We start from the raw sequence: 24227 nt of genomic DNA on the forward strand, positions 1-24227 counted from the left end.
GCCGCCAGCATGGGTATCAGACGGCCATTGGCGGGGCTTGAAGAGGACGCGATGGCGGACGAAGGAATCATTGCGGCGGACGGGGCGGCCGACGTCGTCGCGCGCCTGAAGCGCCGCATGATCGACGAAGCGCTGCCGCTGTGGTCGACGGTCGGCTGGGACCGTGGCGCGGGTGGTTTCATCGATCGGCTGCACCGTGACGGCACCGCGGACGTGGCCGCGCCCCGGCGCGTGTTCGTGCAGGCCCGGCAGATCTATTGCTACGCCAAGGCTGCGCAGATGGGCTGGTACCCCGAGGGGCGTGCCATTGCACTCAAGGGGCTGGAGCATCTGCTGGCATGCGCGAAGGCACCCGACGGCCGGCCCGGCTACGTGCACCGGCTGACGCCGGAGGGCACGGTGCTCGATGCGAGGCGCGATGCCTACGATCACGCCTTCATCCTGTTTGCGCTCGCAACCGTGTACGCACTGGACAAGGACGCACAAATTCGCGCCGAGATTGACGCGTTGCTTGCCTTCCTCGACGGTCATCTGCGCTCGCCGCATGGCGGCGTCCACGAAGGGCTGCCGGTCTCGCTGCCGCGCCGGCAGAACCCGCACATGCATCTGTTCGAGGCGATGATCGCTTGCTTCGACGCGACCCACGATCTGTCGTTCCAGAACCGCGCCGGCGAGTTCTTCGCGCTGTTCCTCGCCAATCTCTACGACAAGCAGAAGCGCGCGCTCGGCGAATATTTCGAGGAGGATTGGTCGAAGATCGCGCCGGTCAGCGTCGAGCCTGGCCATCAGGCAGAGTGGGTCTGGCTGCTGAAGGGGTTTGAACGCATCACGGGCTGCCCGACCGGACAGCGGCGCGCCGAGTTGCTCGCTACCGCGCTGCGCTATCGCGACGCGGCCACGGGCTGTCTCGTCGACGAGGGCGATGACACCGGCAATATCCGTCGCAGCACGCGCCGGCTGTGGCCGCAGACCGAGATGGCGAAGGCGTGGATCGCGCAGGCCGAGTCCGGCGAGGCTGGCGCGGCGGACGAAGCGCGCGCGGCGCTGGTGCGGCTCGAACGGCATTATCTCAGCCATCCCGTGAAGGGCGGCTGGTACGATCAGTTCGACCGCGACGGCAAATCGCTGATCGACACCATCCCTGCGTCGTCGTTCTATCATGTTCTCTGCGCAGTCACGGAAGCGGAGCAGGTGCTGGGTTAGAGCCAGCGCTTGCGTCGCTTGAAGCTCTTGAGGTTCTTGAAGCTCTTGCGCTGGTCGCCGGCGCCGCCGAGATAGAACTCCTTGACGTCCTCGTTGTCGCGCAATTCGTCCGCTGTGCCGTCGAGCACGACCTTGCCCTGCTCCATGATGTAGCCGTGGCTCGCCACCGACAGCGCGGCGCGCGCGTTCTGCTCGACCAGGAGGATGGTGACGCCGAGGTCGCGGTTGATCTTCTGGATGATGGAAAACACCTCCTTCACCAGCAGCGGCGACAGGCCCATCGAGGGCTCATCCATCAAAATCATCTTCGGGCGTGCCATCAGCGCACGGCCGATCGCGAGCATCTGCTGCTCGCCGCCGGAGAGATAGCCGGCAAGGCCGGTGCGCTCCTTTAGGCGCGGGAAATAGTTGAAGACCATGTCGAGGTCGGCATCGACCTCGCGATCGCGGCGGGTGAAGGCGCCGAGCTTCAGATTCTCCAGCGAGGTCATGTCGGCGATGATGCGGCGGCCCTCCATCACCTGGAAGATGCCGCGGCGGACGATCTTGTCGGGGTCGATGCCATTAATCCGCTCGCCTTCGAACAAGATTTCGCCGCGCGTGACCTCGCCGTCCTCGGTCTTGAGCAACCCCGAGATCGCCTTCAGCGTCGTCGACTTGCCGGCGCCGTTGGCGCCGAGCAGCGCCACGATCGCGCCTTTGGGCACGTCGAGGCTGAGGCCGCGCAGCACCAGGATGACGTCGTCATAGACGACCTCGATGTTGCGCACGGCAAGGAGAGCAGGCGCGGGGACAATACTTGGAGCGGTGCGAGCAGCTTCTGCGATCTGGGTCATGCTTCATGGCTTTCCGCTGTCGCCGCCCGGCCTGTGCGCAATGGCGCACAAGCCGGGGATGACAGTTGCGTGTATGGGAACGGTGAGGGTCACCACCCCAGCAATTCCGGCTTGCGCGGCAACTCGACGGTCTTGACCTTCTCGAGCTTGATCGCGCCCTTGGCCATGAGGTCGTTGAGGTCACCGTCAGTCGCGCCTGATATCTTGGTGCGATAGAGGTCGACCTTCAGCGTGCCGCGGTGGTCCTTGTCGGTCCAGGTCGAGGGATTGCAGACGCCTTCCATGCCCGCCGGCACCCAATCCTTCTTCTGGTAAAAGCCCTTGGCCACGTTATCGCCGGTGGCGCCGCCGTTCTTGGCGGCCCATTCGAGCGCCTCCTTCATGTAGAGCGCCGAGCAGACGGCCGCGATGTAGTGCACCGGGCGATAGACCTTGCCGGTCGGGTCGGACATCTTCGAGATGTCCATTACCGTCTTCATGCCGGGCGCATCGCCGCCCCAGCTCACGGCGGTGCGCAGCGGGAAGATCACGCCGTTGGCTGCATCGCCCGCGGTCTTGGCGGCGTTCTCGTCCATGCCCCAGACATTGCCGAGGAACTGGATCTCGACGCCGGCGGTCTTGCAGGCCTTCATCACCGAGATGTTGGAGGCCGCGGTGTTGCCGAGATAGGCGTAGTTGGCGCCCGAGGATTTCAGGCTCAGGCACTGCGCGCTGTAGTCACCCGGCGCGAGCGCGAACACCAGCGGCGGCAGCACCTCGAAGCCGAGTTCCTGCGCCATGGCTTCGCCCGCGGCCTTCGGCGCGTTCGGATAGGGGTGGTTGGCGCCCATATGCACGAATTTCGGCTTGCCGGACTTGCCCTTGGCCTTCCAGTCCTCGGCTGCCCACATCAGCATCGCCCGCAGCGAGTCCGAATAGCTCGGGCCGTAGAAGAAATTATAGGGCGCGGGCTTGGCCTTGCCGCTGACCCCTTCGGGATCGGTGAGGGCAGCTGCGTAGGAGCCGGACATGTCGGGGATCTTGTCCTGCGCGAGGAAGCCGGTCAGCGCCTCGGTGTCCGCGGTGCCCCAGCCCATGATCGCGGCGACCTTGGAGTCCGGGGCCGACCATTTCTTGTAGAGTGCGATCGCGCGCGGCACCTGGTAGCCGTAATCGTTGGTGTCGACGTTGAGCTGCTTGCCGCCGACGCCGCCGTTCTTGTTGACCCAGGCGAAGGTGTCGGCGACGGCCTGGCCGTAGGGCGTGCCGACGTCGGACGTGCCGCCGGAATAATCGGCGAGATGCCCGATCGCGATCTGCGCCTGCGCGCTCGCCGAAAATGCTGCGATCGCCAGCGCGAGCGATGCGGTGCTCAAAAGGGATTTTGTCTTCATTGGTTGCCTCCTCCTGTTTATTGGTTGGTTAGAGAGTAGCCCGCGCTCAATGCGAGAACGGGTAGAGTTTCCAGTAGGCCTTGATCTGCCGCCAGCGATGCGCGAGCCCGTCCGGCTCGAACATCAGGAACGCGATGATGATCACCCCGATCGCGATTTCGCGCAGGAAGGTGATGTTGTTGTTGAGCGACAACGCCTTGTCGATCGCGCCGCCCTTCAGATAGATGCTGAGGAATTCCATCGTCTCAGGCAGCAGCACCACGAAGGCGGTGCCCATCAGCGTGCCCATGATCGAGCCGGTGCCGCCGATGATGATCATGGCGAGGAACAGGATCGAGCGCTCGATGCCGAAGCCTTCCTGCGACACCACGAGCTGGTAGTGCGCATAGAGCGCGCCTGCGATGCCGGCGAAGAAGGCGGCGAGGCCGAATGACAGCGTGCGGTACTTGGTGAGATTGATGCCCATGATCTCCGCGGAGAGGTAGTGGTCGCGGATCGCCACCAGCGCGCGGCCGTCGCGGGTGCGCATCAGATTGGTGACGAGGACGTAGCTTGCGATCACATAGGCAAGCACGACGTAGAAATATTGCCTGTCGCCTCGCAGGGTAAAGCCGAAGATCGAGAATGGATTGGCGCTGGCCGGCACCGAGCCGCCGGTGAACCACTCAGCGCGGGAGAAGAAATCGAGCAGGATGTATTGCGCCGCCAGCGTCGCGATGACGAGGTAGAGTCCCTTCAGCCGCGCAGCCGGGATGCCGAAGATCAGCCCGACCAGTGCGGTGACGATGCCGGCGAGCGGGATCGCGAAGAACACCGGGATCGGTGCGTTGTTGGAGATGTAGGCCGATGTGAACGCACCGAGCAGGAAGAAGGCCGCGTGCCCGATCGAGATCTGGCCGGTAAAGCCGACCAGGATGTTCAGTCCGAGGGCCGCGATCGAGAAGATGCCGATCTGGATCAGGATGCTGAGCCAGTAGCCGCCAAGGAATTGCGGCACGAGGCACAGCGCCAGCACGCCGGCGATCGCAAAGTTGCGGCTTGTCGTAGTCGGAAAGATCGTGGTGTCCGCCGCGTAGGAAGTGCGGAAATCGCCAGCAGGAATGAGGGCAGGGCCGGCCATGGGTCAGATCCGCTCGATGTCGTGGGTGCCGAACAGGCCGTAGGGCTTGATCATCAGCACGATGATGAGGACGTAGAACGGTGCGATCTCGTAGAGATTGCCCCAGTGCAGATACTCGCTGTCGACATACTGCGCGATGTTCTCGAGCAGCCCGATGATGATGCCGCCGAGCACGGCGCCGCCGACGGAATCGAGTCCGCCGAGGATCGCCGCCGGAAACACCTTGATGCCGTAGGCGGCGAGCCCGGAGGATACGCCGTTCACCACGGCGACCACCACGCCCGCAACCGCCGAGACGGTGGCCGAGATCGCCCAGGCCATCGCGAACACGCTCTTCACGGAAATGCCGAGCGATTGCGCCACCTGCTGGTTGAACGCGGTCGCGCGCATGGCAAGGCCGTACTTCGAGGCGCGGAAGAACCAGGCCATGCCGATCATCATCGCGACCGACACAACGAGGCTCATGATGTAGACTGTCTGGATCTGGAGCCCGAACAGGCTGACCGACTGGCTCTCGAACACGCGCGGGAACGGCTGCGGGTTGACGCCGAACATCCATTTCAGCGTCGCCTGCAGCACGGTGGAGAGGCCGATCGTCACCATGATCACGGAGATGATGGGCTCGCCGATCATCGGCCGCAGGATCAGGACCTGGATGGCGATGCCGAAAACGAACATGAACACCAGCGTCATCGGCATGCCGATCCAGAACGGTACCTGGTACTTCGCGAGCAGCGTCCAGCACACCCAGGCGCCGACCAGCAGCAACTCGCCTTGCGCGAAATTGACCACCTGCGTCGCCTTGTAGATCAGCACGAACGACATCGCGACGACGCCATAGAGCGTGCCGACCACGAGGCCGTTGACCAGGAGCTGGATGAGGAAAGCGGTGTTCATGTGATATGCTGTCCTTCGCCTCTCCCCGCGTGAGGCAGGGCTATCGCATAGGGTGTGCACGATGCGGCGGCATTGGCAGTCGGCTCTCTCTCCTGCTTGCGGGAGAGGGCTGGGGTGGGGGCTGTCTCCGCACTGGGATTGCTGAGAATTGCGGAGGTTGTCCCCGAGTGGTGAGAACCCTCACCCGCCGCGCTCTGCGAGCGCGTCGGCCTCTCCCGCAAGCGGGAGAAGCGGGGCAAGCCCGCGGTCCTCGTGAAATCCATATGCGATGGCACTGCCGCAGACGGGGAGAGGCGAAGGGCAGCAGCGTGCTGAGTGACAGACTTCCTCACTCCGCAGCCTCCGCCAAATGCCCGTGCCCGCCGAGATCCACCACGCGCAACGTCGTACGCACCCGCTGCGTGGTGCCGTCCTGGAAGCGGATCATTGTGTCGACGGGGATGTCGGCATCGCCGCGGTAGATCGCATCGATGATGCCTTCGTATTTCTCGTTGATGACGCTGCGGCGCACTTTCCGGGTGCGGGTGAGCTCGCCGTCGTCGGCGTCGAGCTCCTTGTAGAGCAGCAGGAAACGCGAGATACGCTGTGCCGGTGGCAGAGTGGCGTTGACGGTCTCGACTTCCTTGCGCAGCACCGCATAGACCTCGGGCCGCGAGGCGAGATCGCTATAGGTCGTGAACGACAGGCGGTTCTTCTCGGCCCATTTCGATATGATGGAGTAGCGTATGCAGATCATCGCGGCGAGCGCGTCGCGGCCGGCGCCCAGCACAACGGCTTCAGCGATATAGGGCGAGAATTTCAGCTTGTTCTCGATGAACTGCGGCGAGAAGCGCTCGCCGCGCGAAGTTTCCGCGAGGTCCTTGATGCGGTCGATGACGACGAGCTGCTTGTCGTCGTTGAAATAGCCGGCGTCGCCCGACAGCATCCAGCCGTCCTTGATGTCGGCAACGCTCGCCTCGGGATTCTTGTAATAGCCGAGGAACATATTGGGATGCCGCACCACGATCTCGCCGACGCCGTGGACGTCGGCGTTGTCGATGCGGATTTCGACGCTGTCGGCCATTGGTACGCCGGTGGTGTCCGGATCGACCTTGCCTTCGGGATGCAGCGTGTAAGCACCCAACAGCTCGGTCTGGCCGTAGAGCGTACGCAGTGGCACGCCCATGGCCTGGAAGAACTTGAAGGTCTCAGGCCCGAGCGCGGCACCGCCGGTCGCGGCCGAGCGCAGGCGGGTGAAGCCGAGGCGGTCGCGCAAGGCGCGGAACAGGATTGTATCCGCAAAACCGGAGCGCTTGTCCTGTTCGAGCGCGGCGAGGCCTGACTTCATGCCGATATCGAACAGGCGTTGCTTGAAGGGTGTGGCGTCCATCACCCTGGCCCGCACGTCGGCCGCGATCGATTCCCAGACGCGCGGGGCAAAGAGCACGAATGTCGGCGCGATCTCGCGCAGATCGTTCATCATCGTCTCGGGCTCTTCGACGAAGTTGATCTTCATGCGGCAGAGCAGGCCTTTGCCGAGCACATAGACCTGCTCCATGATCCAGGGCAGCGGCAGCACCGAGACGTATTCGTCCTCCGGTCCCTTCGGATCGAAGGCGAGATAGGTCGCGCAGTGGCCGAGCACCCGGCCGGCGGCGAGCATCGCGAGTTTTGGATGCGAGGTGGTGCCCGACGTGGTGCAGAGGATCGCGACATCCTCGCCCTTGGTCGCATCCACCAGCCGATCGTAAAGCTCAGGCTCGCGCGCAGCGCGGGCACGGCCGAGCTCGGCGAATTTTTCCGCCGACAGCAGCCGCGGATCGTCATATTTCCGCATGCCGCGCGGATCGGAATAGATGATGTGCTTCAGCTTGGGCACGCGGTCGGCGAGGGTGAGCAGCTTGTCGACCTGCTCCTCGTCTTCGGCGAATACGAGCTGCGCCTCGCCATAGTTGAGGAGATAGGAGGCCTCTTCGTCCAGAACGTCGCGATAGAGCCCGAGGCTGAGGCCACCAATCGCATGCGTCGCCACTTCCGCCGCGACCCAGTCCGGCCGGTTGTCGCCGATGATGCCGATGACGTCGCCGCTCGCCAGGCCGAGTTCGATGAGACCGAGCGCGAAATCGCGCACGCGCGTCTGGTAATCGTTCCAGGTGAACGGGCGCCAGAGGCCGAGATCCTTTTCGCGCAGCGCGATCTCGTTGCCGTGCTCCCTGGCATTGAGCCGGAGCATCTTCGGATAGGTATCGGCCTGCGCGACGCGGCCCGCATAGTCCATCATGCCGCGCTCTCCTGCGCCGGCGGGGCATCGTCGGGGTCGACCAGCACCTCGTCCTCCTCGCCGAGATAGGCGCGCCTGACATGGGGATCGGCGAGCACGGCGGCCGGATCGCCTTCGGCGATCTTGCGGCCGAAATCCAGCACCATGACGCGGTGGGAGATGTCCATCACCACGCCCATGTCGTGCTCGATCATCACCACCGTCATCCCGAACTCCTCGTTGAGGTCGACGATGTAGCGGGCCATGTCCTCCTTCTCCTCGAAGTTCATGCCGGCCATCGGCTCGTCGAGGAGAATGAGGCGGGGCTCCAGCGCCATGGCGCGGGCAAGCTCCACGCGCTTGCGCAGGCCGTAGGAGAGGGTGCCGGCCTGCGCTTTTCGCACCGATTGAAGGTCGAGGAAGTCGATGATCTCCTCGACCTTGCGGCGATGCGCGAGCTCTTCCTTGCGTGCGCCGGTGAGCCAATACAGCGAGCCGGTGAGGAAATTGTTCTTCAACAGGTGATGGCGGCCGACCATGATGTTGTCGAGCACGCTCATGTGGTGGAATAGGGCCAGGTTCTGGAAGGTGCGGCCGATGCCGAGCGAAGCGCGCGCGTTGGGCGTCAGGCCGGTAATGTCGCGGCCCTGGTAGAACAGCTGGCCTTCGGTCGGCTTGTAGCGGCCGGAAATGCAGTTCACGATCGAGGTCTTGCCGGCGCCGTTGGGGCCGATGATCGAGAACAGCTCGCCTTCCCTGATGGCGAAGCCGACGTCGGTCAGCGCACGGACGCCACCGAATCGCAAGGACACGCCGCGCACTTCGAGACTGGTAGCCACCAAACGAATCCCTCCCGGTGATGGCGCATTCAGTGGCGCTCTTCGTCCGTTTCTCTCGGGCGATCCTAGTACGGCCGTGCCGGTGAGGCCATGCAGCAGATGGTCCCGACCGGAGCCTCGCCACTTTCGTTCCCGTTTGGGATCAAAAGCCGCAGCGCCCGAGGTGGTCCTCAATAGGGGAAAGCGCTATTTTGAAATGTCTCCTGACTGACAATTCTGCGACAAAGTTTTTCGGGCGGCAGCGGCCTTCATCTTTCGTTGGATGACGGTCGAAATGACTATGTTGCAATGCAGCAGAAGAGCGGAGTGACGAGAACAGTGCGGCTGGCTTCGGGATCATGATTTCAGAGGATCAACTGAAGCGCGTCGCCGCCTGGTCGCGCGAGCTCACGGATGCCGAGATCGAGGTCGCTCGCGCCGGGATCACGGAGCGGTCCTACGGCACCGGCGAGAGCGTGTTCATGCGCGGTGACACGTTCGACTATTGGGCCGGCATGGTCTTCGGCCTCGCCCGGATGGGCGGGGTCTCGCGCGACGGCAAGGAGGCGAGTCTGGCCGGGCTGACGGCGGGGGCCTGGTTCGGCGAGGGCAGCGTGCTCAAGAACGAGCCGCGGCGTTATGACGTGGTCGCGCTGCGCAACAGCCGCGTCGCGCTGATGGAGCGCAGCGCCTTCATGTGGCTGTTCGAGAACAGCGTCGGCTTCAACCGCTTCCTGGTGCGCCAGCTCAACGAGCGGCTCGGCCAGTTCATCGGCATGCTCGAGGTCAACCGCACGCTGGATACGACCGCGCGTCTCGCCCGCGGCATCGCCTCACTGTTCAACCCGATCCTCTATCCGGAATCGACCGCGCATCTGGAGATCACCCAGGAGGAGATCGGCGCGCTCTCCGGCATGTCCCGCCAGAATGCCAACCGTGCTCTGAACCGGCTGGAGAAGGAGGGGCTGCTGCGGCTCGAATACGGCGGCGTCACCATCCTCGATGTCGAGAAGTTGCGCGGGTACGGGGACTAGGTCCCCGTCATCGCGCATTGGCCGGCGCATGCACCGGCCAGAGGTCCGCGCGCCAGCGCACCACGATCGCCAGCATCGCGATGAACCCTGCGGCGGCATAGAGCGAGCCCGTCGCGGAATAGCCGATGATGTCGATCAGGCTGCCGGCCGCGAGCAAGCCGAGCGGCAGGCCGTAGATCACCATCATGCGCACGCCCATCACACGGCCCCGGAGATGCGCGCTGGCCGTCCGCATCAGGATCACGGCCGCCGAGATCATCGACATGCTCTGGGCGATGCCGGCGAGAACGAGGCAAGCCATCGCCACCGGCATGGTCCTGATCTCGACGAACACCAGCAGCATGGCGTACCAGGCCAGCGTTGCGCCGATCAGGAGCCGGGCAATGCGCAGTCCGCCGACCAGGCTAAGCGTGATGGAGCCGATCAGCGAGCCGACGGCGAAGCTCGCCGAGAGATAACCGAGACCGGTCTGGTCGGTATGAAAGATTTCGCGCGCGATGTAGGGCAGCAATCCCCCGGTGAAGGGAAATGCGGTGAGATTGGCGAGGAAGGCGACGCACAGCGCTGCCCCCATTCCCGGGCCATTCCAGGCGTAGACGATCCCTTCCTTGAGGTCGCCCAACAAGCGCGAGACGGCGTGGCTGTTCGCCGGAAGATCACTCGTGGCGACGGACCTTTCCGGCCGGGTCAGGCAGAGCATCAGAAGCGCGGCCGTGAAGTAGAGACAGGCGATCATTACATAGACGAGGCCGATGCCGAGGACGGCGAACAGCCCGGCGCCCGTCAATGCTCCGGCGATGCGCGCGCTGTCCTGGGTCGTGCGTGCAACGCTGATGGCGCCGACCAATTGCTCGGCCGGCATGATCTCGGCCAGCAGCGCGCCCCGGACGCCGAGATCCGAGGGGCGGATCATCCCCATGATCGTCACGATGATCATGACGCTGAACGGCGTCAGGTGACCGGTCAGCGCCAGAACCATGATGGTCGACGAGAGCGTTGTATAGGCAAGGCGCATCGCGACCAGGAGATCGCGATGACCCATGCGGTCGCCGATCATGCCGAACACCGGCGCAACCAGTGTCCCGACGAATTGCAGCGACCCGAGCACGGTGAGCAGCAGTACCGAGCCGGTCTCGACCATGATGTACCAGCCGAGCACCAGCGTCTCGACTTCGAACGCCCAGGAGGTGAGCAGGTCGGACGGCCACTGGAAGCGATAGTTGCGGATGCGGAATGGCGCGAGCGCCGACGGCCGTGCGGCTGCGCTCACAGCGCGATGACTCGTATCACGGCGATTCCCTTGCCCTTGTTGTTTCTTATGTCCGTCGGCAACGTATCGCCGGTGATGGTCGTGTCAATTGGAACTGCCGCAGGCCGCCCTTGCGCTTCGCTCTTACCTCGCCGTGGTTCTCGGCTTCCGCTCCGCCAGCGCCGCTGCCATGGCCGAGATCAGCGGACGCATGAAATAGGCGTCGTCCGCCGGCGAGACGTCGGTGCGAAGGCCGTGTCCGGCGAGTTCGCCCGAGACTGCCGGCCCCACCGAGGCAATCAGCGTCCGTTCGAGGCCGGCACGCAGGCGCGCCTCGCTGCCATGTGTCTTGGCGGCTTCGATCAGGCGGCGGACCTGGCCGAGATTGGTCAGCGCGATGCAATCGATCCGTCCCTCCGCCATGTCGTCGATGGCGGTGATGATGTTGGCATCCGCTGCCTTGGAATCGTAGGTGTAAGGCAGCACGGTATCGAGCTCGGCGCCTTGCGCGGCAAGCGCGCCGGTCAACGCGCTGTGGTCCTTGTCGGGATAAAGCTGGACGCCAAGGCGACGTCCCCTCAGCTCGAGCTTGCCCAACATCTCGATCACGCCTTCGGTGGTCGGTTTCTCCGTAGTCTGCTGAGTCTCGAGCCCATTCTCGCGCAGCGCCTTGCCGGGCTTCGGCCCGCGGCTGAATTTACGCGTTTTGGCAAGCGCCGCCACGAGCGCCTGGTCGAGCCCGCGGGCGACGGCGAGCTTCATGATCCGCCGCAGGCCTTCGCCGGTCATCAGCACGAGGTCGTCAAGGGGCCTGTCGATGGCACGGCGAATCCAGGCCTCGACCGGGGCGGGGTCCGGCGCATCCTGGATGGTGAACATCGGGCATTGCACGACCTCTGCGCCTTGCTCGGCCAGCAGCTTGGAAAATTGCGCCTCCTCGCGCGTTTCCAGGATCAGGATGCGGGTGCCGTTCAAGCGGTCGGCCATGGGCGTGCTCCGGTCGGTAAATCGCAATGGTACGTTCATCCTGACTCTACGGTCGGGATTGGCGCAAGGGCGGGGTCGGTGATAGAGCAGGCCGCAAATCGCGGCTCGTTCCGCGGCCCAGTGCACAAACCTTCATCAAGAGCCATTTCTTCAACAGCCATGCCCGATCATCAATATGTCCTGACCCTGTCCTGTCCGGATCGCCCCGGCATCGTCTCGGCGGTGTCCACCTTCCTGGCCCATAACGGACAGAACATTCTCGACGCGCAGCAGTTCGACGACGTCGAGACCAAAAAGTTCTTCATGCGCGTGGTGTTCACCGCGGCCGATCTCGCCGTGGAGCTGTCGGCGCTCCAGACCGGCTTTGCCGCGATTGCCGAGCGCTTCGGCATGGAGTGGCAGATGCGCGACCGCGCCGCGCATCGCAAGGTGATGCTGCTGGTGTCGAAATCCGACCACTGCCTGGTCGACATCCTCTATCGCTGGCGCACCGGTGAGCTGCCGATGACGCTGGCCGCGATCGTTTCCAACCATCCGCGCGAAGTCTATGCCGGGCTCGATTTCGGCGGGGTCCCGTTCCACCATCTGCCTGTTACCAAGGAAACCAAGCGCGAGCAGGAGACGCAGATCCTCGATCTCGTCGCCAAGACCGGGACCGATCTCGTCGTGCTCGCCCGCTACATGCAGATCCTGTCGGACGATCTGTCGGGGAAACTCTCGGGGCGCTGCATCAACATCCACCACTCGTTCCTGCCGGGCTTCAAGGGCGCAAAGCCCTATCACCAGGCCCATGAGCGCGGCGTCAAGCTGATCGGCGCCACCGCGCATTACGTCACGCGTGACCTCGACGAGGGCCCGATCATCGACCAGGACGTCGAGCGCATCAGCCATCGCGACACGCCTGAGGATCTCGTCCGCAAGGGTCGCGACATCGAGCGCCGCGTGCTGGCCCGAGCGATCCGCTACCATCTCGATGACCGCGTCATTCCCAATGGCCGGAAGACCGTGGTGTTTATGGATTAGCGAATGGCGAGAGGCGAATAGAAGGGCCTTTGTTCGCCACGCCCCATCCGCCTCTTCAGCGCACCGCGCTCCCCGACGTCGACCCAGCCGCGGCCTTCTGCGCCTGCTCTTCCTTCTCGCGATCGGCGGCCGGCAGCAGCCGTTTGCGCTCTCGCTCCTTCATGTAGGCGTCGTATTGCGGCGTGCCGGCGCGCGGCGGGGCGTCGGCCGGCAGACCGCCGGCCCATTGCGGGACGTAGTCGCCCATGCCGGCCGAAAGCTTTTCGTTGACGGTGCCGCAGCCGGATAGCCCCGCGGCGAGCACAGCGAGGGTAAGGACGGAGCGGAAAGGTTTGAGCATTTTGGCGCGCGCGGGTTCGGTCGTTGGACGCCAGCTCAGGCTGGCGCCGGGAGACTAGCCTTCAACAGGTAAAATAGACTTATTCGAGGTGGGTATTTTATTACCTATAAAGGGGAGGAGATAGCCTCGCCGAGTCCGAATTCTGCAAAAGAAAGACGAAATTCTCCATCCACGCGGCCAGCTGCTTTTCTAGACTGCGGCCTGACCGCTCGCGACAAATTGGCTTGGTCGCGGGAGAGGCTTTCTCGTTGACAGGTCCATTATATTTGTACAATCGTACAAATTGGCGTGCGAGGTCGCGGTGTTCGGGTTACCCGGATGTAACCGCGATAGCGCCGCTGAATGTCTGCAGTCGGAACGCTCGGCTTGCGCCGAATGGTCGCCAAACGTCCGATTGACAAGAAGGGCGCGAAAGACGCCATGTGGCGCGCGATATCACTCGCGCGTGAGCGAAGTTTAAGGCAAGGACCGGGCGCTCGATCCGCCGCACAAAAGGTCAGGAATGAAAGGGGAGGGACATCTGATGTTCGAACGCAAACAGCTTTCTTGGGCTGCCGCAGCAGCCGCCATCGCGGGCCTCGCGGCCGTCGCGCCTGCCAAGGCCGAGGACACCGTCAAGGTCGGCCTGATCCTGCCGATGACCGGCGGTCAGGCTTCGACCGGCAAGCAGATCGAGAATGCGATCAAGCTCTACATGCAGCAGAAGGGCGACACCGTCGCCGGCAAGAAGATCGAGATCATCCTCAAGGACGACGCTGCGATTCCCGACAAGACCAAGACCGCCGCGCAGGAGCTGATCGTCAACGACAAGGTCAACTTCATCGCAGGCTTTGGCGTGACGCCGGCGGCGCTCGCCGCCGCACCGCTCGCGACGCAGGCCAAGATTCCGGAAGTCGTGATGGCGGCCGGCACCTCCATCATCACTGAGCGCTCGCCCTATATTGTGCGTACCAGCTTCACGCTGGCGCAGTCCTCGACCATCATTGCCGACTGGGCGGTGAAGAACGGCATCAAGAAGGTGGCGACGCTCACCTCGGACTACGCGCCGGGCAACGACGCGCTCAACTTCTTCAAGCAGAATTTCACCGCTGGCGGCGGTGAGGTGGTCGAGGAGGTCAAGACGCCGCTCGCCAACCCGGACTTCGCTCCGTTCCTCCAGCGCATGAAGGACGCCAAGCCCGATGCGATCTTCGTGTTCGTGCCGGCCGGTCAGGGCGGCAACTTCATGAAGCAGTATGCGGAGCGCGGCCTGGACAAGGCCGGTATCAAGGTGATTGGACCCGGCGACGTCACCGACGATGATCTGCTCAACAATATGGGCGACGCCGTGCTCGGCACGGTCACCGCGCATCTTTATTCTGCGGCGCACCCTTCGCAGATGAACAAGGACTTCGTCGCGGCCTACAAGAAGGCCTACGGCAACCGTCCGGGCTTCATGGCAGTGAGCGGCTATGACGGCATCCACCTCATCTACGAAGCCCTGAAGAAGACCAATGGCGACACCGACGGCACCAAGCTGGTCGAGGCCATGAAGGGTCAGAAGTGGGAAAGCCCGCGCGGCCCGATCTCGATCGATCCGGAGACCCGCGACATCGTGCAGAACATCTACATCCGCAAGGTCGAGAAGGTCGACGGCGAGCTCTACAACGTAGAGTTCCAGACTTTCGAAGCCGTCAAGGACCTCGGCAAGACCAAGAAGTGACGCGCGAAAGCGCGTTATCCCCGAGCGCGCTTAGCGCGCATCGGGGATCTCGCCCCCCGCTCTCGTCATGCCCGGGCTTGACTCGGGCATCCACGCGAGAGCCGAAACAAGAACGTGGATGGCCGGGACAAGCCCGGCCATGACGACAACACCAAGCTGAGACGATGACCTCTATCCTCACCAATTTGTTCGATGGCGTCGCCTACGGCATGCTGCTGTTTGTGCTCGCCTGCGGGCTTGCGGTCACGCTTGGTCTGATGAACTTCGTCAATCTCGCCCACGGCGCCTTCGCGATGGCGGGCGGCTATGTCTGCATGGTGCTGGTCAACCGGATGGGCTGGCCTTTCTTTGCCGCGCTGCCACTCGCCTTCGTCTCCTCTGCGGCGATCGGAATCGCGCTCGAGCGCACGCTTTACCGCCATCTCTATGCGCGCAGCCATCTCGACCAGGTGCTGTTCACGATCGGGCTCACGTTCATGTCGGTCGCGGCCGTCGATTACATCCAGGGCTCATCGCGCGTCTTCATCAACCTGCCGGCTGCGCTCCAGGGCCAGTTCGACGTGTTCGGCGTCGGCATCGGCCGCTACCGGCTGATGATCATCGCGATCTGCGGCCTGCTCACCATCGCTCTCCAGATGGTGCTGGCAAAGACGCGCTTCGGCAGCCGGCTGCGCGCCGCGGTCGATGATCCCCGTGCCGCGAGCGGCCTCGGCATCAACGTGCCGCAAGTGTTTGCCTTCACCTTCGCGTTTGGCTGTGGTCTCGCCGGCCTCGGTGGCGCGCTCAGCGCCGAAATCCTCGGCCTCGACCCGTATTTCCCGCTGAAATTCATGATCTACTTCCTGATCGTGGTCACCGTCGGCGGCTCGTCTTCGATCACCGGGCCGTTCCTGGCCTCGCTGCTGCTCGGCATCGGCGACGTCGCCGGCAAATATTACGTGCCGAAGATGGGCCCCTTCGTGATCTACACCATGATGATCGTGATCCTGATCTGGCGCCCGAACGGCCTGTTCGGCCGCACGGCCGCGCGTTGAGTTCGCCGATGAACGCCGCTTCCGACGTCGGTTTTCACGCCCAGCGCCAGGCGCGCTGGCACTACGGCGAAGTCGCCTTCTGGCTCATCGTGCTGGCCTGCGGCTTCGTATTTCCCACGCGCTATCTGATCATGACCGACATCCTGCGGCTGGCGCTGTTCGCCATGTCGCTCGATCTGATCCTCGGTTATGCCGGCATCGTCTCGCTCGGCCATGCCGCTTTCTTCGGTGTCGGTGCCTATGCCGCGGGGCTGCTTGCCTTGCACGGCATCATCAACGAGCCCGTGCTCGCGCTGATCGTCGCAGGCCTGGCCGCGATGGTGCTGGGCTTTGCCACCAGCTTCCTGGTGATCCGCGGCGTCGACCTGACCCGATTGATGGTGACGCTCGGTATCGCGCTGTTGCTGGAGGCGCTGGCCGAACGCTTTTCCAATATCACCGGCGGCACCGACGGCCTGCAGGGCATCGAGATGCAGCCGATCTTCGGCGAGATATCGTTCGATATGTTCGGCAAGACGGGCTTTTTCTATTCGCTTGCCGTGCTTTTCGTCCTGTTCCTGTTCGCCCGCCGCGTCGTGCACTCGCCGTTCGGGCTGTCATTGCGCGCGATCAAGAACAATCCGCTGCGCGCGGCCGCCATCGGCATTCCCGTCAACCGCCGGCTGATCGCGATCTACACGCTCGCGGCATTCTATGCCGGCATTGCAGGGGCGCTGTTCACCCAGACCACCGCGATCGCCTCTCTCGACGTGTTCGCCTTCGACCGCTCGGCCGATCTGATGCTGGTGCTCGTCATTGGCGGCACCGGCTATCTCTACGGTGGGCTGATCGGCGCGGTGATTTTCCGCATGCTACAGGAAGTGTTCGCCACCATCACGCCGCAATACTGGCAGTTCTGGATCGGCCTCGTGCTGGTCGTGATCGTGCTGGTCGGCCGCCAGCGCCTGCACCGCTGGGTGCTGTATGTGCCGAACCTAGTGATCAAGCAGTTTGCCGGACGCAAGGCCGTCGTCGCCGTGCCGGAGAGCGACGCATGACCATCGCGCTCGAAACCCAGAATCTCGAAAAGCAGTTCGGCGGCCTGCGCGTCACCCGCGATCTGTCCTTGAAGATCGAGCAGGGCGCCCGCCACGCGCTGATAGGCCCGAACGGCGCCGGCAAGACCACGGTCATCAACCAGCTCACCGGCGTGCTCAAGCCGAATTCAGGCCGAATTTTGCTCGAGGGCCAGGACATCACCGACCTTGCCGTGCACAAGCGCGTGCTGCGCGGCCTGTCGCGCACCTTCCAGATCAACCAGCTCTATCCCGACCTGACCCCGCTGGAGACCATCGGCCTTGCCGTCTCCGAGCGCCTCGGTCATGGCGGCGACTGGTGGCGGCGGATGGGCACGCGCAGCGACGTCAACGGCGAGATCGCCGATCTGCTCACGCGATTCCACCTGCTCGACGTCATGAACGAACAGACCGTGACGCTGCCTTACGGCAAGCAGCGCCTGCTCGAGATTGCGGTCGCGATCGCAGCCAAGCCGCGCGTGCTGCTCTTGGACGAGCCCGCCGCCGGCGTGCCCGAGAGCGAGCGCCACGACATTCTCGCGGTCGTAGGCAGCTTGCCGCGCGACGTCACGGTGCTGCTGATCGAGCACGACATGGACCTCGTCTTCTCCTTCGCCGACCGCATCTCGGTGCTGGTCTCCGGCGCGCTGCTCACCGAAGGCCCGCCCGATCAGGTCGCGCGCGACCCGCAGGTCAAGGCGGTCTATCTCGGCGAGGAGGCAGTCAATGTCTGACCTGCTCGCGATCGACTCGCTTCGCGCCGGCTACGGCGAGGCGGTGGTGCTGCCGAACATGTCCCTGCGTCTCGCCGAAGGGCAGGTGCTGGCGCTGCTCGGGCGCAACGGCACCGGCAAGACCACGCTGATCAACTCCATCGTCGGCGTCACCCGCCGTTTCTCCGGCACCGTCGCGCTCGCCGGGACCGACGTCACGGCCTTGCGGCCCGACCAGCGGGCACGGGCCGGCATCGGCTGGGTACCGCAGGAGCGCAACATCTTCCGCTCGCTGACGGTGGAAGAGAACATGACCGCAGTGGCGCAGCCGGGGCCCTGGACCGTCGAGAGGGTCTACGAGATGTTCCCGCGGCTGAAGGAGCGGCGGAGCAATTTCGGCAACCAGCTTTCCGGCGGCGAACAGCAGATGCTGGCGATCGGGCGCGCGCTGACCCTCAACCCGAAGGTTCTGCTGCTGGACGAGCCGACCGAGGGCCTTGCCCCGATCATCGTCGAGGAGCTGCTCAAGGCGATCGGGACCATCACCCGGGCCGGCGGCATCTGCTCGATCATCGTCGAACAGAATGCGCAAAAGATTCTGGGGCTGGCCGACCGTGTTGTGATATTGGAGCGCGGAACGATCGTCCACGACGCTCCGAGCGCCGCGCTGAAGGCCGACCCCTCGGTCCTCGAGCGCCACCTCGGCGTCGCAGGGGCGGCGGCCCACTAAGATATTCCGGGAGTCGACAATGCAGCGAACCAAAGCCCCCTTCCGCGCCGACGAGGTCGGCAGCCTCCTGCGTCCGGCCAAGATCAAGGAAGCCCGCGCCAGGCTGGAGAAGGGTGAGATCTCGGCCGACGATCTGCGCAAGATCGAGGACATGGAGATCGAGAAGGTCGTTCACAAGCAGGCCTCGGTCGGCCTGAAGCTCGCAACCGACGGCGAATTCCGCCGCTCCTGGTGGCATTTCGACTTCCTGGCCAAGCTCACCGGCTGCGAGCTGTTCCATCCCGACTCCGGCATCCAGTTCGCAGGAGTGCAGACCCGTCACGACGCGGTGCGCGTGATCGGCAAGCTCGACTTCCCCGACGACCACCCGATGCTGGATCACTTCCGCTTCCTGAAGAAGTACACTGACCAGGCTCACGTCACCGCCAAGATGACGATCCCCTCGCCGGCGGTGCTGCACTTCCGCGGCGGCCGCAAGGCGATCTCGAAGGACGTGTACCCCGATCTCGACGCTTTTTACGAGGATCTCGGCAAGACCTACCGCAAAGCCGTGAAAGCGTTCTACGACGCCGGCTGCCGCTATCTCCAGTTCGACGACACCGTGTGGGCCTATCTCTGCTCGCCGGACGAGCTGCAGAAGGCGCGGGAGCGCGGCGACAATCCGGACGGCCTCCAGCAAATCTATGCGCGCGTCATCAACTACGCGCTGGCCGAGAAGCCGGCCGACATGGTGGTGACGACGCATGTCTGTCGCGGCAATTTCCGCTCGACCTGGATTTCCTCGGGCGGTTACGAGCCGGTGGCCGAGACCATGCTCGCCGGCACCAATTACGACGGCTATTTCCTCGAATACGACAGCGACCGTGCCGGCGGCTTCGAGCCGCTGCGCTTCCTGCCCAAGGGCAACAAGGTCGTCGTGGTCGGCGTCATCACCTCGAAGTTCGGCGAGCTCGAGAAGAAGGACGACATCAAGCGTCGTCTCGAAGAGGCCTCCAAGTTTGCGCCGCTGGAGCAGCTCGCGCTCTCCCCGCAATGCGGCTTCGCATCGACGGAAGAGGGCAACATCCTCTCCGAAGAGGAGCAGTGGGCCAAGCTGAGCCTGGCGGTCGAGATCGCGAAGGAAGTGTGGGGCAACTAGGCCCGACGCATCCCGTCACGTGAGTGACGGATAGACCTCGCCACGCTTCCAGTGTCGTCCCGGCCTTCGCCGGGCCGACGCCGAATTTTGGCGTCGTCAACGCATTGCGTCGCCAGCCTCCTCACTTCTCCGCCAGATAGACCTCGCCCAGCAGCGACGAGTTCGACCACGGCACCTGCTTGCTCTTCGTGGACGAGACCACCTCGGCCCGCACCCGCGTCAGCATCTGCTGCACTTCGAGCCCGGGCGTGCCGAGATGGCGTGACAGCGCGGCGGAGAAGGGCGAGTTGGCGCCTTCGCCGTCGAGCGCGACCTGGCCCGGTGCGGTGGCGAAGGCGATCAGCGTGCCCGCGCCGAGCGTCGCGCCGGCCCCCAGGCTCGTTGGTGCTGCGAGGCCCGAGGCGCCCTCGATGGCGCGGTTGTTGCCGGCGGCCGCGACCTGCTGCGCCATCGGATTGTTGCGGCAGGCATCGAAGATCAGAATATTGGTGCGGACCTGGTCGTCGAGGCCGGCCATGATCGTGTCCATGTCGATCATCGCATCCGTCATGCCCGTGCCCGGCTTGAGCTCGACGTCGACGGGTATGAGATAGTTGCGGCCGTCGACCTGAACGCCGTGGCCGGCATAGTAGACCAATGCGACCTGTGCCCGCGCCGCCTCCCGCAGAAAATCGCGCGTCATCTTCTGCATCGTCGCGTGATCGAGATCGACGCCTTCTGATACCGTGAAGCCGATGTCGCGCAGGCTCCTGGCGACGGCGCGCGCGTCGTTCGGCGGATTGGGCAGCGCCTTGACATGCGCATAGGCGCCGTTGCCGATGATCAGCGCCATGCGTGTGCCGCGAGCGGCCGGAGCAGGCGAGGGCATTGGCGCCGCGCCGGTCTGCTGCGGAGCATGGGCCGCGCTCGGCTGCGTCGTCGGTGCCGGTGCATCGCGCGGGATCGGCGCGCCCGCATCCGTCACCAGCGACAGTCGCACCTTTGCGGTGGCCTGGTTGGCCTTGCTGCCGGCATCGGAAGCCACGATCGCCAGCGTCGCCTTGTAATCGTCTTGCGCGTGCGCGTAGTCGCCTTTGGCTTCATAGGCCAGCGCGCGATGGGTGTAGCCCGAGATCAGCACGCTGTTCGGGGGCGTCATGATGTTGACGGGCGGCTTCTCCTTTGCGAGCCGGATCGCCTCGCTGCCGTCGGCGATCGCGCGACCGAAATCGCCTCTGGCACGCCAGATCGCGGTGCGGTTGATCAGCGGTTGCGGCAGCGTCGGGTCGAGCCGGATCGCCTGGTTGATGTCGGCCAGCGCCCCGTCGAGATCGCCGAGGGCCTCCTTGGCGATGCCGCGGTTCTGGAACGAAAACGCCGACCCGGCGTCGGCCTTGATCGACATATCGTAATCGGCGATTGCCTTGGCGTAGTCGCCCTTGCCTCGCCAGGCGTTGCCGCGATTGTGGAAGATGATGCCGCTTGGCGGGCCGAGCTTCAGCGCATCGTCGAAATCGGTGATCGCGATCTCGTGCTCGCCCCTGTCGTAGTAGGCCGATCCCCTGAGATTGTAGGCCGCCTGGCTCGGCTGGAGCCGGATCGCTTCGGTGGCGTCAGTGATAACCTTTGCGTAATCGCCCTTCTTGTTCCAGCCCACCGCGCGCCAGAAGTAGACCGTCGCGAGCTGCTCGCCCTTGAACACCTTCAGCGCGATGATCCTGGTGCAGGCGTCGATCATCTTGTCCGCAGGCGTCGTGTCGGTGGTGCAGAGCGGCCCGAGCTGGCTGCGCGCCTGCGCGAGACAAGGTGCGGCCCACAGAGGCGCGGCGAGCAGGCAGAGCGCGATGAGCAGGCGGCGCATGGCGGAAACCCCGTAACAGGAGAAGCGCTTGTTTGTTGCCCGGCGGCGCGTCGGGGTTCACGCTCCCGTCATTGGACGTGGGGTAAAGCGATTGTGGGTATTCCCCTAGTGGGCAGAACTTGCTAATGGTCTGGTCCCAACACACCTGCCCACCGTATTCCCACCGATGAAGAATGACGAAATCCTGAGCCAGATCACCGAGTTCTGCCGCAAGGCGGACATGGCGGAATCGACATTTGGCCGGCGTGCGGTGAACGATGGGAAGCTGGTGCACCGGCTGCGCGAGGGAAAGCGCATCACCGTCGATACCCTGGAGCGGATCCAGGCCTATATCGCCGCATCGACGACCGGTGGCCTGCCGCCGCCGCGGGGGCTTCAGGTGCCGCCGGAAAAGCGCGATCCGCGCGGCAATTTCCGCTTTTTCGAGAATCGGCAGAAATACCTGCTGTTCGTCCACACCTGCAGCGAGAAGCGGGTGGTTGCCGAGCGCGTGGCGCTGGAACTCGCCAGCATCCATCCGCGCCCGCCGGCTCTGCGCATATTCGACGCCGGCGTCGGCGACGGCACGGTGCTGGCGCGGGTGCTGCGCGCAACGCACCAGCGCTATCCGCACATGCCGTTCTACGTCGCCGGCAAGGAGCTCAGTCTCGAAGATTTGCGCCTGACGCTGGAGAAGGTGCCGGATCGCATTTTCGAGCATCCGGCGTCGGTGTTCGTCTTCACCAACATGTTCTACTCGGAGGCGCCCTGGCTGACGCCGGCATCGCCGGCGGCGGCGGCGGCCACCGTCTGGCACGAAGTCCCGCTCCGGGGCGCATCGTCAGGCGAGTTCGAGCAGCAGATCGCCGAGCTGAGGCCGTTCCTGGAGCAGAACTGGCGCGCCGCGATCAGCCCGCGCACGGCCATGCCGCTCTACGAGCGGCCCGTCGTGCTCGTGCTCTACCGCGAGGATCACAGGTTCCTGCTGGATTCGACCATTCCGAGGCCAGGCCAGACCGAGGCCAATTTCGACCTCGTCATCGCATCCCAGCCCTACCGTGCGCTGTCCTCGGTCAATTTTCGGGCAAAACGGATCATTGCACCGCTGGCGCGGGCGCTTCGGCCCGGGGGGCGGCTGATTGGAATCCACTCCCACGGCCAGGATCCGGGCATGGAAATGATCCAGGCGATCTGGCCGGGAGAAAATCCTTTCTCGGTCAGCCGTCATGAGCTATTGCGCGCCGTGAAGTATGAACTCGGATCGTTGGGCCGCGACCTAAATTTTAATGCTTATGCGGATAACCGCTCGATCTTCAGGTATGATATGGAAGCGCTGCCCAACGAGGTGACGGGTACCATCGGAACCTCGACGGCCTTTGCAGCGTGGAATGCGGCGGTGTATGTCGCTCAGATCGAGGACGATCGATTGACAGAAATGACTCAAAACGGCCGCACTCTGGATGCCGCCAGGGATGTGCTGCGAAAGTACAACGGGCTCTGGTTTCTCGACGAATCCTACGTCATCTCGCGACGTCGTGATTGACATATCCAAGGCTAAACATCGCAAACGCCCGCCGGCTTAGCGGCGGAACAAGGGGTTACTGATGCGCGCGTCCTATCTCTTCACCAGCGAGTCCGTGTCCGAGGGCCATCCCGACAAGGTCTGCGACCGGATCTCCGATGAAATCGTCGACCTGTTCTACCGCGAAGGGCCGAAAGCCGGCATCGATCCCTGGCAGATTCGTGCGGCCTGCGAGACGCTCGCGACCACCAACAAGGTGGTGATCGCCGGTGAAACCCGCGGCCCCGCATCCGTCACCAACGAGCAGATCGAAGGCGTCGTCCGCGACGCGATCAAGGACATCGGCTACGAGCAGGACGGCTTCCATTGGAAGACCTGCGACATCGAGATCCTTCTGCACCCCCAGTCGGCCGACATCGCGCAGGGCGTCGATGCGCTGCAGCCGGGCGAGGTCAAGGAAGAGGGCGCGGGCGACCAGGGCATCATGTTCGGCTACGCCACCAACGAGACGCCCGACCTGATGCCGGCACCGATCTTCTACGCCCACAAGATCCTGCGCCTCATCTCCGAAGCGCGCCACTCGGGCCGCGAGAAGGTGCTGGGTCCGGACTCCAAGAGCCAGGTCACCGTGCAGTACGAGAACGGCAAGCCGGTCGGCGTGCGCGAGATCGTCGTATCGCACCAGCATCTGGTCGAGGACATCTCGTCCAAGCAGATCCGCGACATCGTCGAGCCCTATGTGCGCGAGGCGCTGCCGAAGGACTGGATCACGCCGAAGACGATCTGGCACATCAACCCGACCGGCAAGTTCTACATCGGCGGTCCCGATGGCGACACCGGTCTGACCGGCCGCAAGATCATCGTCGACACCTACGGCGGCGCGGCTCCGCATGGCGGCGGCGCGTTCTCCGGCAAGGATCCGACCAAGGTCGATCGCTCGGCGGCCTACGCTGCCCGCTACGTCGCCAAGAACATCGTCGCGGCCGGTCTTGCCGACCGCTGCACGCTCCAGCTCGCTTACGCCATCGGCGTGGCGCGTCCGCTGTCGATCTACATCGACACCCACGGCACCGGTAAGGTGTCGGAGGACCAGCTCGAGAAGGCGGCGGCGCAGGCGATGGATCTCACGCCCCGTGGCATCCGCAGCCATCTCGATCTCAACCGCCCGATCTACGCACGTACTTCGGCCTACGGCCATTTCGGCCGCACACCCGATAACGAGGGCGGCTTCTCCTGGGAGAAGACCGATCTCGTCGAAGCCCTCAAGCGCGCAGTCTGATCACCGACGTCATTCCCGGGCGCCGCGACGCGGCGAACCCGGGATCCTTATCCATCATGTCGAGAATCCGGGTTCGCCGCGTCGCGGCACCCGGAATGACCAATTCAACAACAGGA

The 24227-nt window shown here is 64.3% G+C and carries 21 protein-coding genes; 11 read left to right on the forward strand and 10 right to left on the reverse strand.

Annotated elements, in window-relative coordinates:
• The first annotated feature begins 51 nt into the window (after nucleotides 1-51).
• Entirely contained in the window at nucleotides 52-1203 is a 1152-nt protein-coding gene (locus tag JQ572_RS22390) for an AGE family epimerase/isomerase (RefSeq protein ID WP_211384994.1), read from the forward strand.
• Here the strand turns inward: JQ572_RS22390 and JQ572_RS22395 are convergent.
• The 6 genes from JQ572_RS22395 to JQ572_RS22420 all read right to left on the reverse strand — a co-directional run bounded on the left by JQ572_RS22395 (nucleotide 1200) and on the right by JQ572_RS22420 (nucleotide 8507).
• Nucleotides 1200-2039, reverse strand: coding sequence for an ABC transporter ATP-binding protein (locus tag JQ572_RS22395; protein ID WP_211384995.1), 840 nt, complete (start codon nucleotides 2037-2039; stop codon nucleotides 1200-1202). The two genes, JQ572_RS22390 and JQ572_RS22395, sit on opposite strands and share 4 nt — an antisense overlap.
• Before the next feature lie 89 nt (nucleotides 2040-2128).
• Nucleotides 2129-3412 carry an ABC transporter substrate-binding protein gene (locus JQ572_RS22400; RefSeq protein WP_211384996.1) on the reverse strand — a complete coding sequence of 428 codons (1284 nt, stop codon included), beginning with the start codon at nucleotides 3410-3412 and terminating at the stop codon, nucleotides 2129-2131.
• A gap of 46 nt (nucleotides 3413-3458) precedes the next feature.
• A complete protein-coding gene (locus JQ572_RS22405) occupies nucleotides 3459-4532 on the reverse strand; it encodes a branched-chain amino acid ABC transporter permease (protein ID WP_211384997.1) in 1074 nt (357 codons plus the stop codon).
• 3 nt (nucleotides 4533-4535) lie between these two features.
• Nucleotides 4536-5429 carry a branched-chain amino acid ABC transporter permease gene (locus tag JQ572_RS22410; RefSeq protein WP_211384998.1) on the reverse strand — a complete coding sequence of 298 codons (894 nt, stop codon included), beginning with the start codon at nucleotides 5427-5429 and terminating at the stop codon, nucleotides 4536-4538.
• 328 nt (nucleotides 5430-5757) lie between these two features.
• The gene (locus JQ572_RS22415; RefSeq protein ID WP_211384999.1) at nucleotides 5758-7689 is read right to left on the reverse strand and encodes a long-chain fatty acid--CoA ligase; all 1932 of its coding nucleotides are present in this window, start codon (nucleotides 7687-7689) and stop codon (nucleotides 5758-5760) included.
• Complete coding sequence (locus JQ572_RS22420; protein WP_211385000.1) at nucleotides 7686-8507, reverse strand: ABC transporter ATP-binding protein; 822 nt, start codon at nucleotides 8505-8507, stop codon at nucleotides 7686-7688. The genes JQ572_RS22415 and JQ572_RS22420 overlap by 4 nt, the downstream gene beginning before the upstream one ends.
• Nucleotides 8508-8845: 338 nt before the next feature.
• On the opposite strand from JQ572_RS22420, the gene JQ572_RS22425 reads away from it, so the two are divergent.
• A complete protein-coding gene (locus JQ572_RS22425) occupies nucleotides 8846-9520 on the forward strand; it encodes a Crp/Fnr family transcriptional regulator (RefSeq protein WP_211385001.1) in 675 nt (224 codons plus the stop codon).
• 7 nt (nucleotides 9521-9527) lie between these two features.
• On the opposite strand, the gene JQ572_RS22430 is transcribed toward JQ572_RS22425, so the two are convergent.
• Together JQ572_RS22430 and JQ572_RS22435 are read right to left on the reverse strand one after the other, a co-directional pair.
• Complete coding sequence (locus JQ572_RS22430) at nucleotides 9528-10790, reverse strand: MFS transporter (RefSeq protein WP_211385002.1); 1263 nt, start codon at nucleotides 10788-10790, stop codon at nucleotides 9528-9530.
• Nucleotides 10791-10913: 123 nt separating this feature from the next.
• Nucleotides 10914-11756, reverse strand: a complete 843-nt coding sequence (locus JQ572_RS22435) for a uroporphyrinogen-III synthase (RefSeq protein ID WP_211385003.1) — start codon at nucleotides 11754-11756, stop codon at nucleotides 10914-10916.
• Nucleotides 11757-11915: 159 nt separating this feature from the next.
• On the opposite strand from JQ572_RS22435, the gene purU reads away from it, so the two are divergent.
• Nucleotides 11916-12779, forward strand: a complete 864-nt coding sequence (purU, locus tag JQ572_RS22440; RefSeq protein ID WP_211385004.1) for a formyltetrahydrofolate deformylase — start codon at nucleotides 11916-11918, stop codon at nucleotides 12777-12779.
• Nucleotides 12780-12834: 55 nt separating this feature from the next.
• On the opposite strand, the gene JQ572_RS22445 is transcribed toward purU, so the two are convergent.
• Complete coding sequence (locus JQ572_RS22445) at nucleotides 12835-13119, reverse strand: hypothetical protein (RefSeq protein ID WP_211385005.1); 285 nt, start codon at nucleotides 13117-13119, stop codon at nucleotides 12835-12837.
• A 523-nt stretch (nucleotides 13120-13642) separates the two neighbouring features.
• Here JQ572_RS22445 and JQ572_RS22450 point away from each other — a divergent pair.
• The 6 genes from JQ572_RS22450 (at nucleotide 13643) to JQ572_RS22475 (ending at nucleotide 19491) form a co-directional block, all read left to right on the forward strand.
• Nucleotides 13643-14821 (forward strand): ABC transporter substrate-binding protein, encoded by a 1179-nt coding sequence (locus JQ572_RS22450; RefSeq protein WP_211385006.1) that lies wholly within the window; start codon nucleotides 13643-13645, stop codon nucleotides 14819-14821.
• Nucleotides 14822-14985: 164 nt separating this feature from the next.
• Nucleotides 14986-15855, forward strand: coding sequence for a branched-chain amino acid ABC transporter permease (locus JQ572_RS22455; RefSeq protein WP_211385007.1), 870 nt, complete (start codon nucleotides 14986-14988; stop codon nucleotides 15853-15855).
• Between the two features lie 8 nt (nucleotides 15856-15863).
• Nucleotides 15864-16892: a branched-chain amino acid ABC transporter permease gene (locus JQ572_RS22460; RefSeq protein WP_211385008.1), complete on the forward strand. Its 1029-nt coding sequence runs from the start codon at nucleotides 15864-15866 to the stop codon at nucleotides 16890-16892.
• Nucleotides 16889-17644, forward strand: a complete 756-nt coding sequence (locus JQ572_RS22465) for an ABC transporter ATP-binding protein (RefSeq protein ID WP_211385009.1) — start codon at nucleotides 16889-16891, stop codon at nucleotides 17642-17644. The genes JQ572_RS22460 and JQ572_RS22465 overlap by 4 nt, the downstream gene beginning before the upstream one ends.
• Nucleotides 17637-18353: an ABC transporter ATP-binding protein gene (locus tag JQ572_RS22470; protein ID WP_211385010.1), complete on the forward strand. Its 717-nt coding sequence runs from the start codon at nucleotides 17637-17639 to the stop codon at nucleotides 18351-18353. The genes JQ572_RS22465 and JQ572_RS22470 overlap by 8 nt, the downstream gene beginning before the upstream one ends.
• 19 nt (nucleotides 18354-18372) lie before the next feature.
• Nucleotides 18373-19491 (forward strand): cobalamin-independent methionine synthase II family protein, encoded by a 1119-nt coding sequence (locus tag JQ572_RS22475; RefSeq protein WP_211385011.1) that lies wholly within the window; start codon nucleotides 18373-18375, stop codon nucleotides 19489-19491.
• Between the two features lie 121 nt (nucleotides 19492-19612).
• Here the strand turns inward: JQ572_RS22475 and JQ572_RS22480 are convergent, their stop codons facing one another.
• Nucleotides 19613-21331: a caspase family protein gene (locus tag JQ572_RS22480; RefSeq protein ID WP_211385012.1), complete on the reverse strand. Its 1719-nt coding sequence runs from the start codon at nucleotides 21329-21331 to the stop codon at nucleotides 19613-19615.
• A gap of 166 nt (nucleotides 21332-21497) precedes the next feature.
• Here JQ572_RS22480 and JQ572_RS22485 point away from each other — a divergent pair, with 166 nt between their 5' ends.
• Together JQ572_RS22485 and metK are read left to right on the forward strand one after the other, a co-directional pair.
• A complete protein-coding gene (locus JQ572_RS22485; protein ID WP_211385013.1) occupies nucleotides 21498-22853 on the forward strand; it encodes a hypothetical protein in 1356 nt (451 codons plus the stop codon).
• 61 nt (nucleotides 22854-22914) lie between these two features.
• Complete coding sequence (gene metK / locus JQ572_RS22490) at nucleotides 22915-24111, forward strand: methionine adenosyltransferase (protein WP_211385014.1); 1197 nt, start codon at nucleotides 22915-22917, stop codon at nucleotides 24109-24111.
• Nucleotides 24112-24227 lie beyond the last annotated feature (116 nt).

It is taken from the genome of Bradyrhizobium sp. SZCCT0153 (assembly GCF_018129995.1).
GTDB lineage: Bacteria > Pseudomonadota > Alphaproteobacteria > Rhizobiales > Xanthobacteraceae > Bradyrhizobium > Bradyrhizobium japonicum_G.

Bases quoted from the DNA above. Each gene is read 5' to 3' on its own strand.
- JQ572_RS22390 (WP_211384994.1), top strand. From the start codon at position 52: ATGGCGGACGAAGGAATCATTGCGGCGGACGGGGCGGCCGACGTCGTC.
- JQ572_RS22395 (WP_211384995.1), bottom strand. From the start codon at position 2,039: ATGACCCAGATCGCAGAAGCTGCTCGCACCGCTCCAAGTATTGTCCCC.
- JQ572_RS22400 (WP_211384996.1), bottom strand. From the start codon at position 3,412: ATGAAGACAAAATCCCTTTTGAGCACCGCATCGCTCGCGCTGGCGATC.
- JQ572_RS22405 (WP_211384997.1), bottom strand. From the start codon at position 4,532: ATGGCCGGCCCTGCCCTCATTCCTGCTGGCGATTTCCGCACTTCCTAC.
- JQ572_RS22410 (WP_211384998.1), bottom strand. From the start codon at position 5,429: ATGAACACCGCTTTCCTCATCCAGCTCCTGGTCAACGGCCTCGTGGTC.
- JQ572_RS22415 (WP_211384999.1), bottom strand. From the start codon at position 7,689: ATGATGGACTATGCGGGCCGCGTCGCGCAGGCCGATACCTATCCGAAG.
- JQ572_RS22425 (WP_211385001.1), top strand. From the start codon at position 8,846: ATGATTTCAGAGGATCAACTGAAGCGCGTCGCCGCCTGGTCGCGCGAG.
- JQ572_RS22435 (WP_211385003.1), bottom strand. From the start codon at position 11,756: ATGGCCGACCGCTTGAACGGCACCCGCATCCTGATCCTGGAAACGCGC.
- purU (WP_211385004.1), top strand. From the start codon at position 11,916: ATGCCCGATCATCAATATGTCCTGACCCTGTCCTGTCCGGATCGCCCC.
- JQ572_RS22445 (WP_211385005.1), bottom strand. From the start codon at position 13,119: ATGCTCAAACCTTTCCGCTCCGTCCTTACCCTCGCTGTGCTCGCCGCG.
- JQ572_RS22450 (WP_211385006.1), top strand. From the start codon at position 13,643: ATGTTCGAACGCAAACAGCTTTCTTGGGCTGCCGCAGCAGCCGCCATC.
- JQ572_RS22455 (WP_211385007.1), top strand. From the start codon at position 14,986: ATGACCTCTATCCTCACCAATTTGTTCGATGGCGTCGCCTACGGCATG.
- JQ572_RS22460 (WP_211385008.1), top strand. From the start codon at position 15,864: ATGAACGCCGCTTCCGACGTCGGTTTTCACGCCCAGCGCCAGGCGCGC.
- JQ572_RS22465 (WP_211385009.1), top strand. From the start codon at position 16,889: ATGACCATCGCGCTCGAAACCCAGAATCTCGAAAAGCAGTTCGGCGGC.
- JQ572_RS22470 (WP_211385010.1), top strand. From the start codon at position 17,637: ATGTCTGACCTGCTCGCGATCGACTCGCTTCGCGCCGGCTACGGCGAG.
- JQ572_RS22475 (WP_211385011.1), top strand. From the start codon at position 18,373: ATGCAGCGAACCAAAGCCCCCTTCCGCGCCGACGAGGTCGGCAGCCTC.
- JQ572_RS22480 (WP_211385012.1), bottom strand. From the start codon at position 21,331: ATGCGCCGCCTGCTCATCGCGCTCTGCCTGCTCGCCGCGCCTCTGTGG.
- JQ572_RS22485 (WP_211385013.1), top strand. From the start codon at position 21,498: ATGAAGAATGACGAAATCCTGAGCCAGATCACCGAGTTCTGCCGCAAG.
- metK (WP_211385014.1), top strand. From the start codon at position 22,915: ATGCGCGCGTCCTATCTCTTCACCAGCGAGTCCGTGTCCGAGGGCCAT.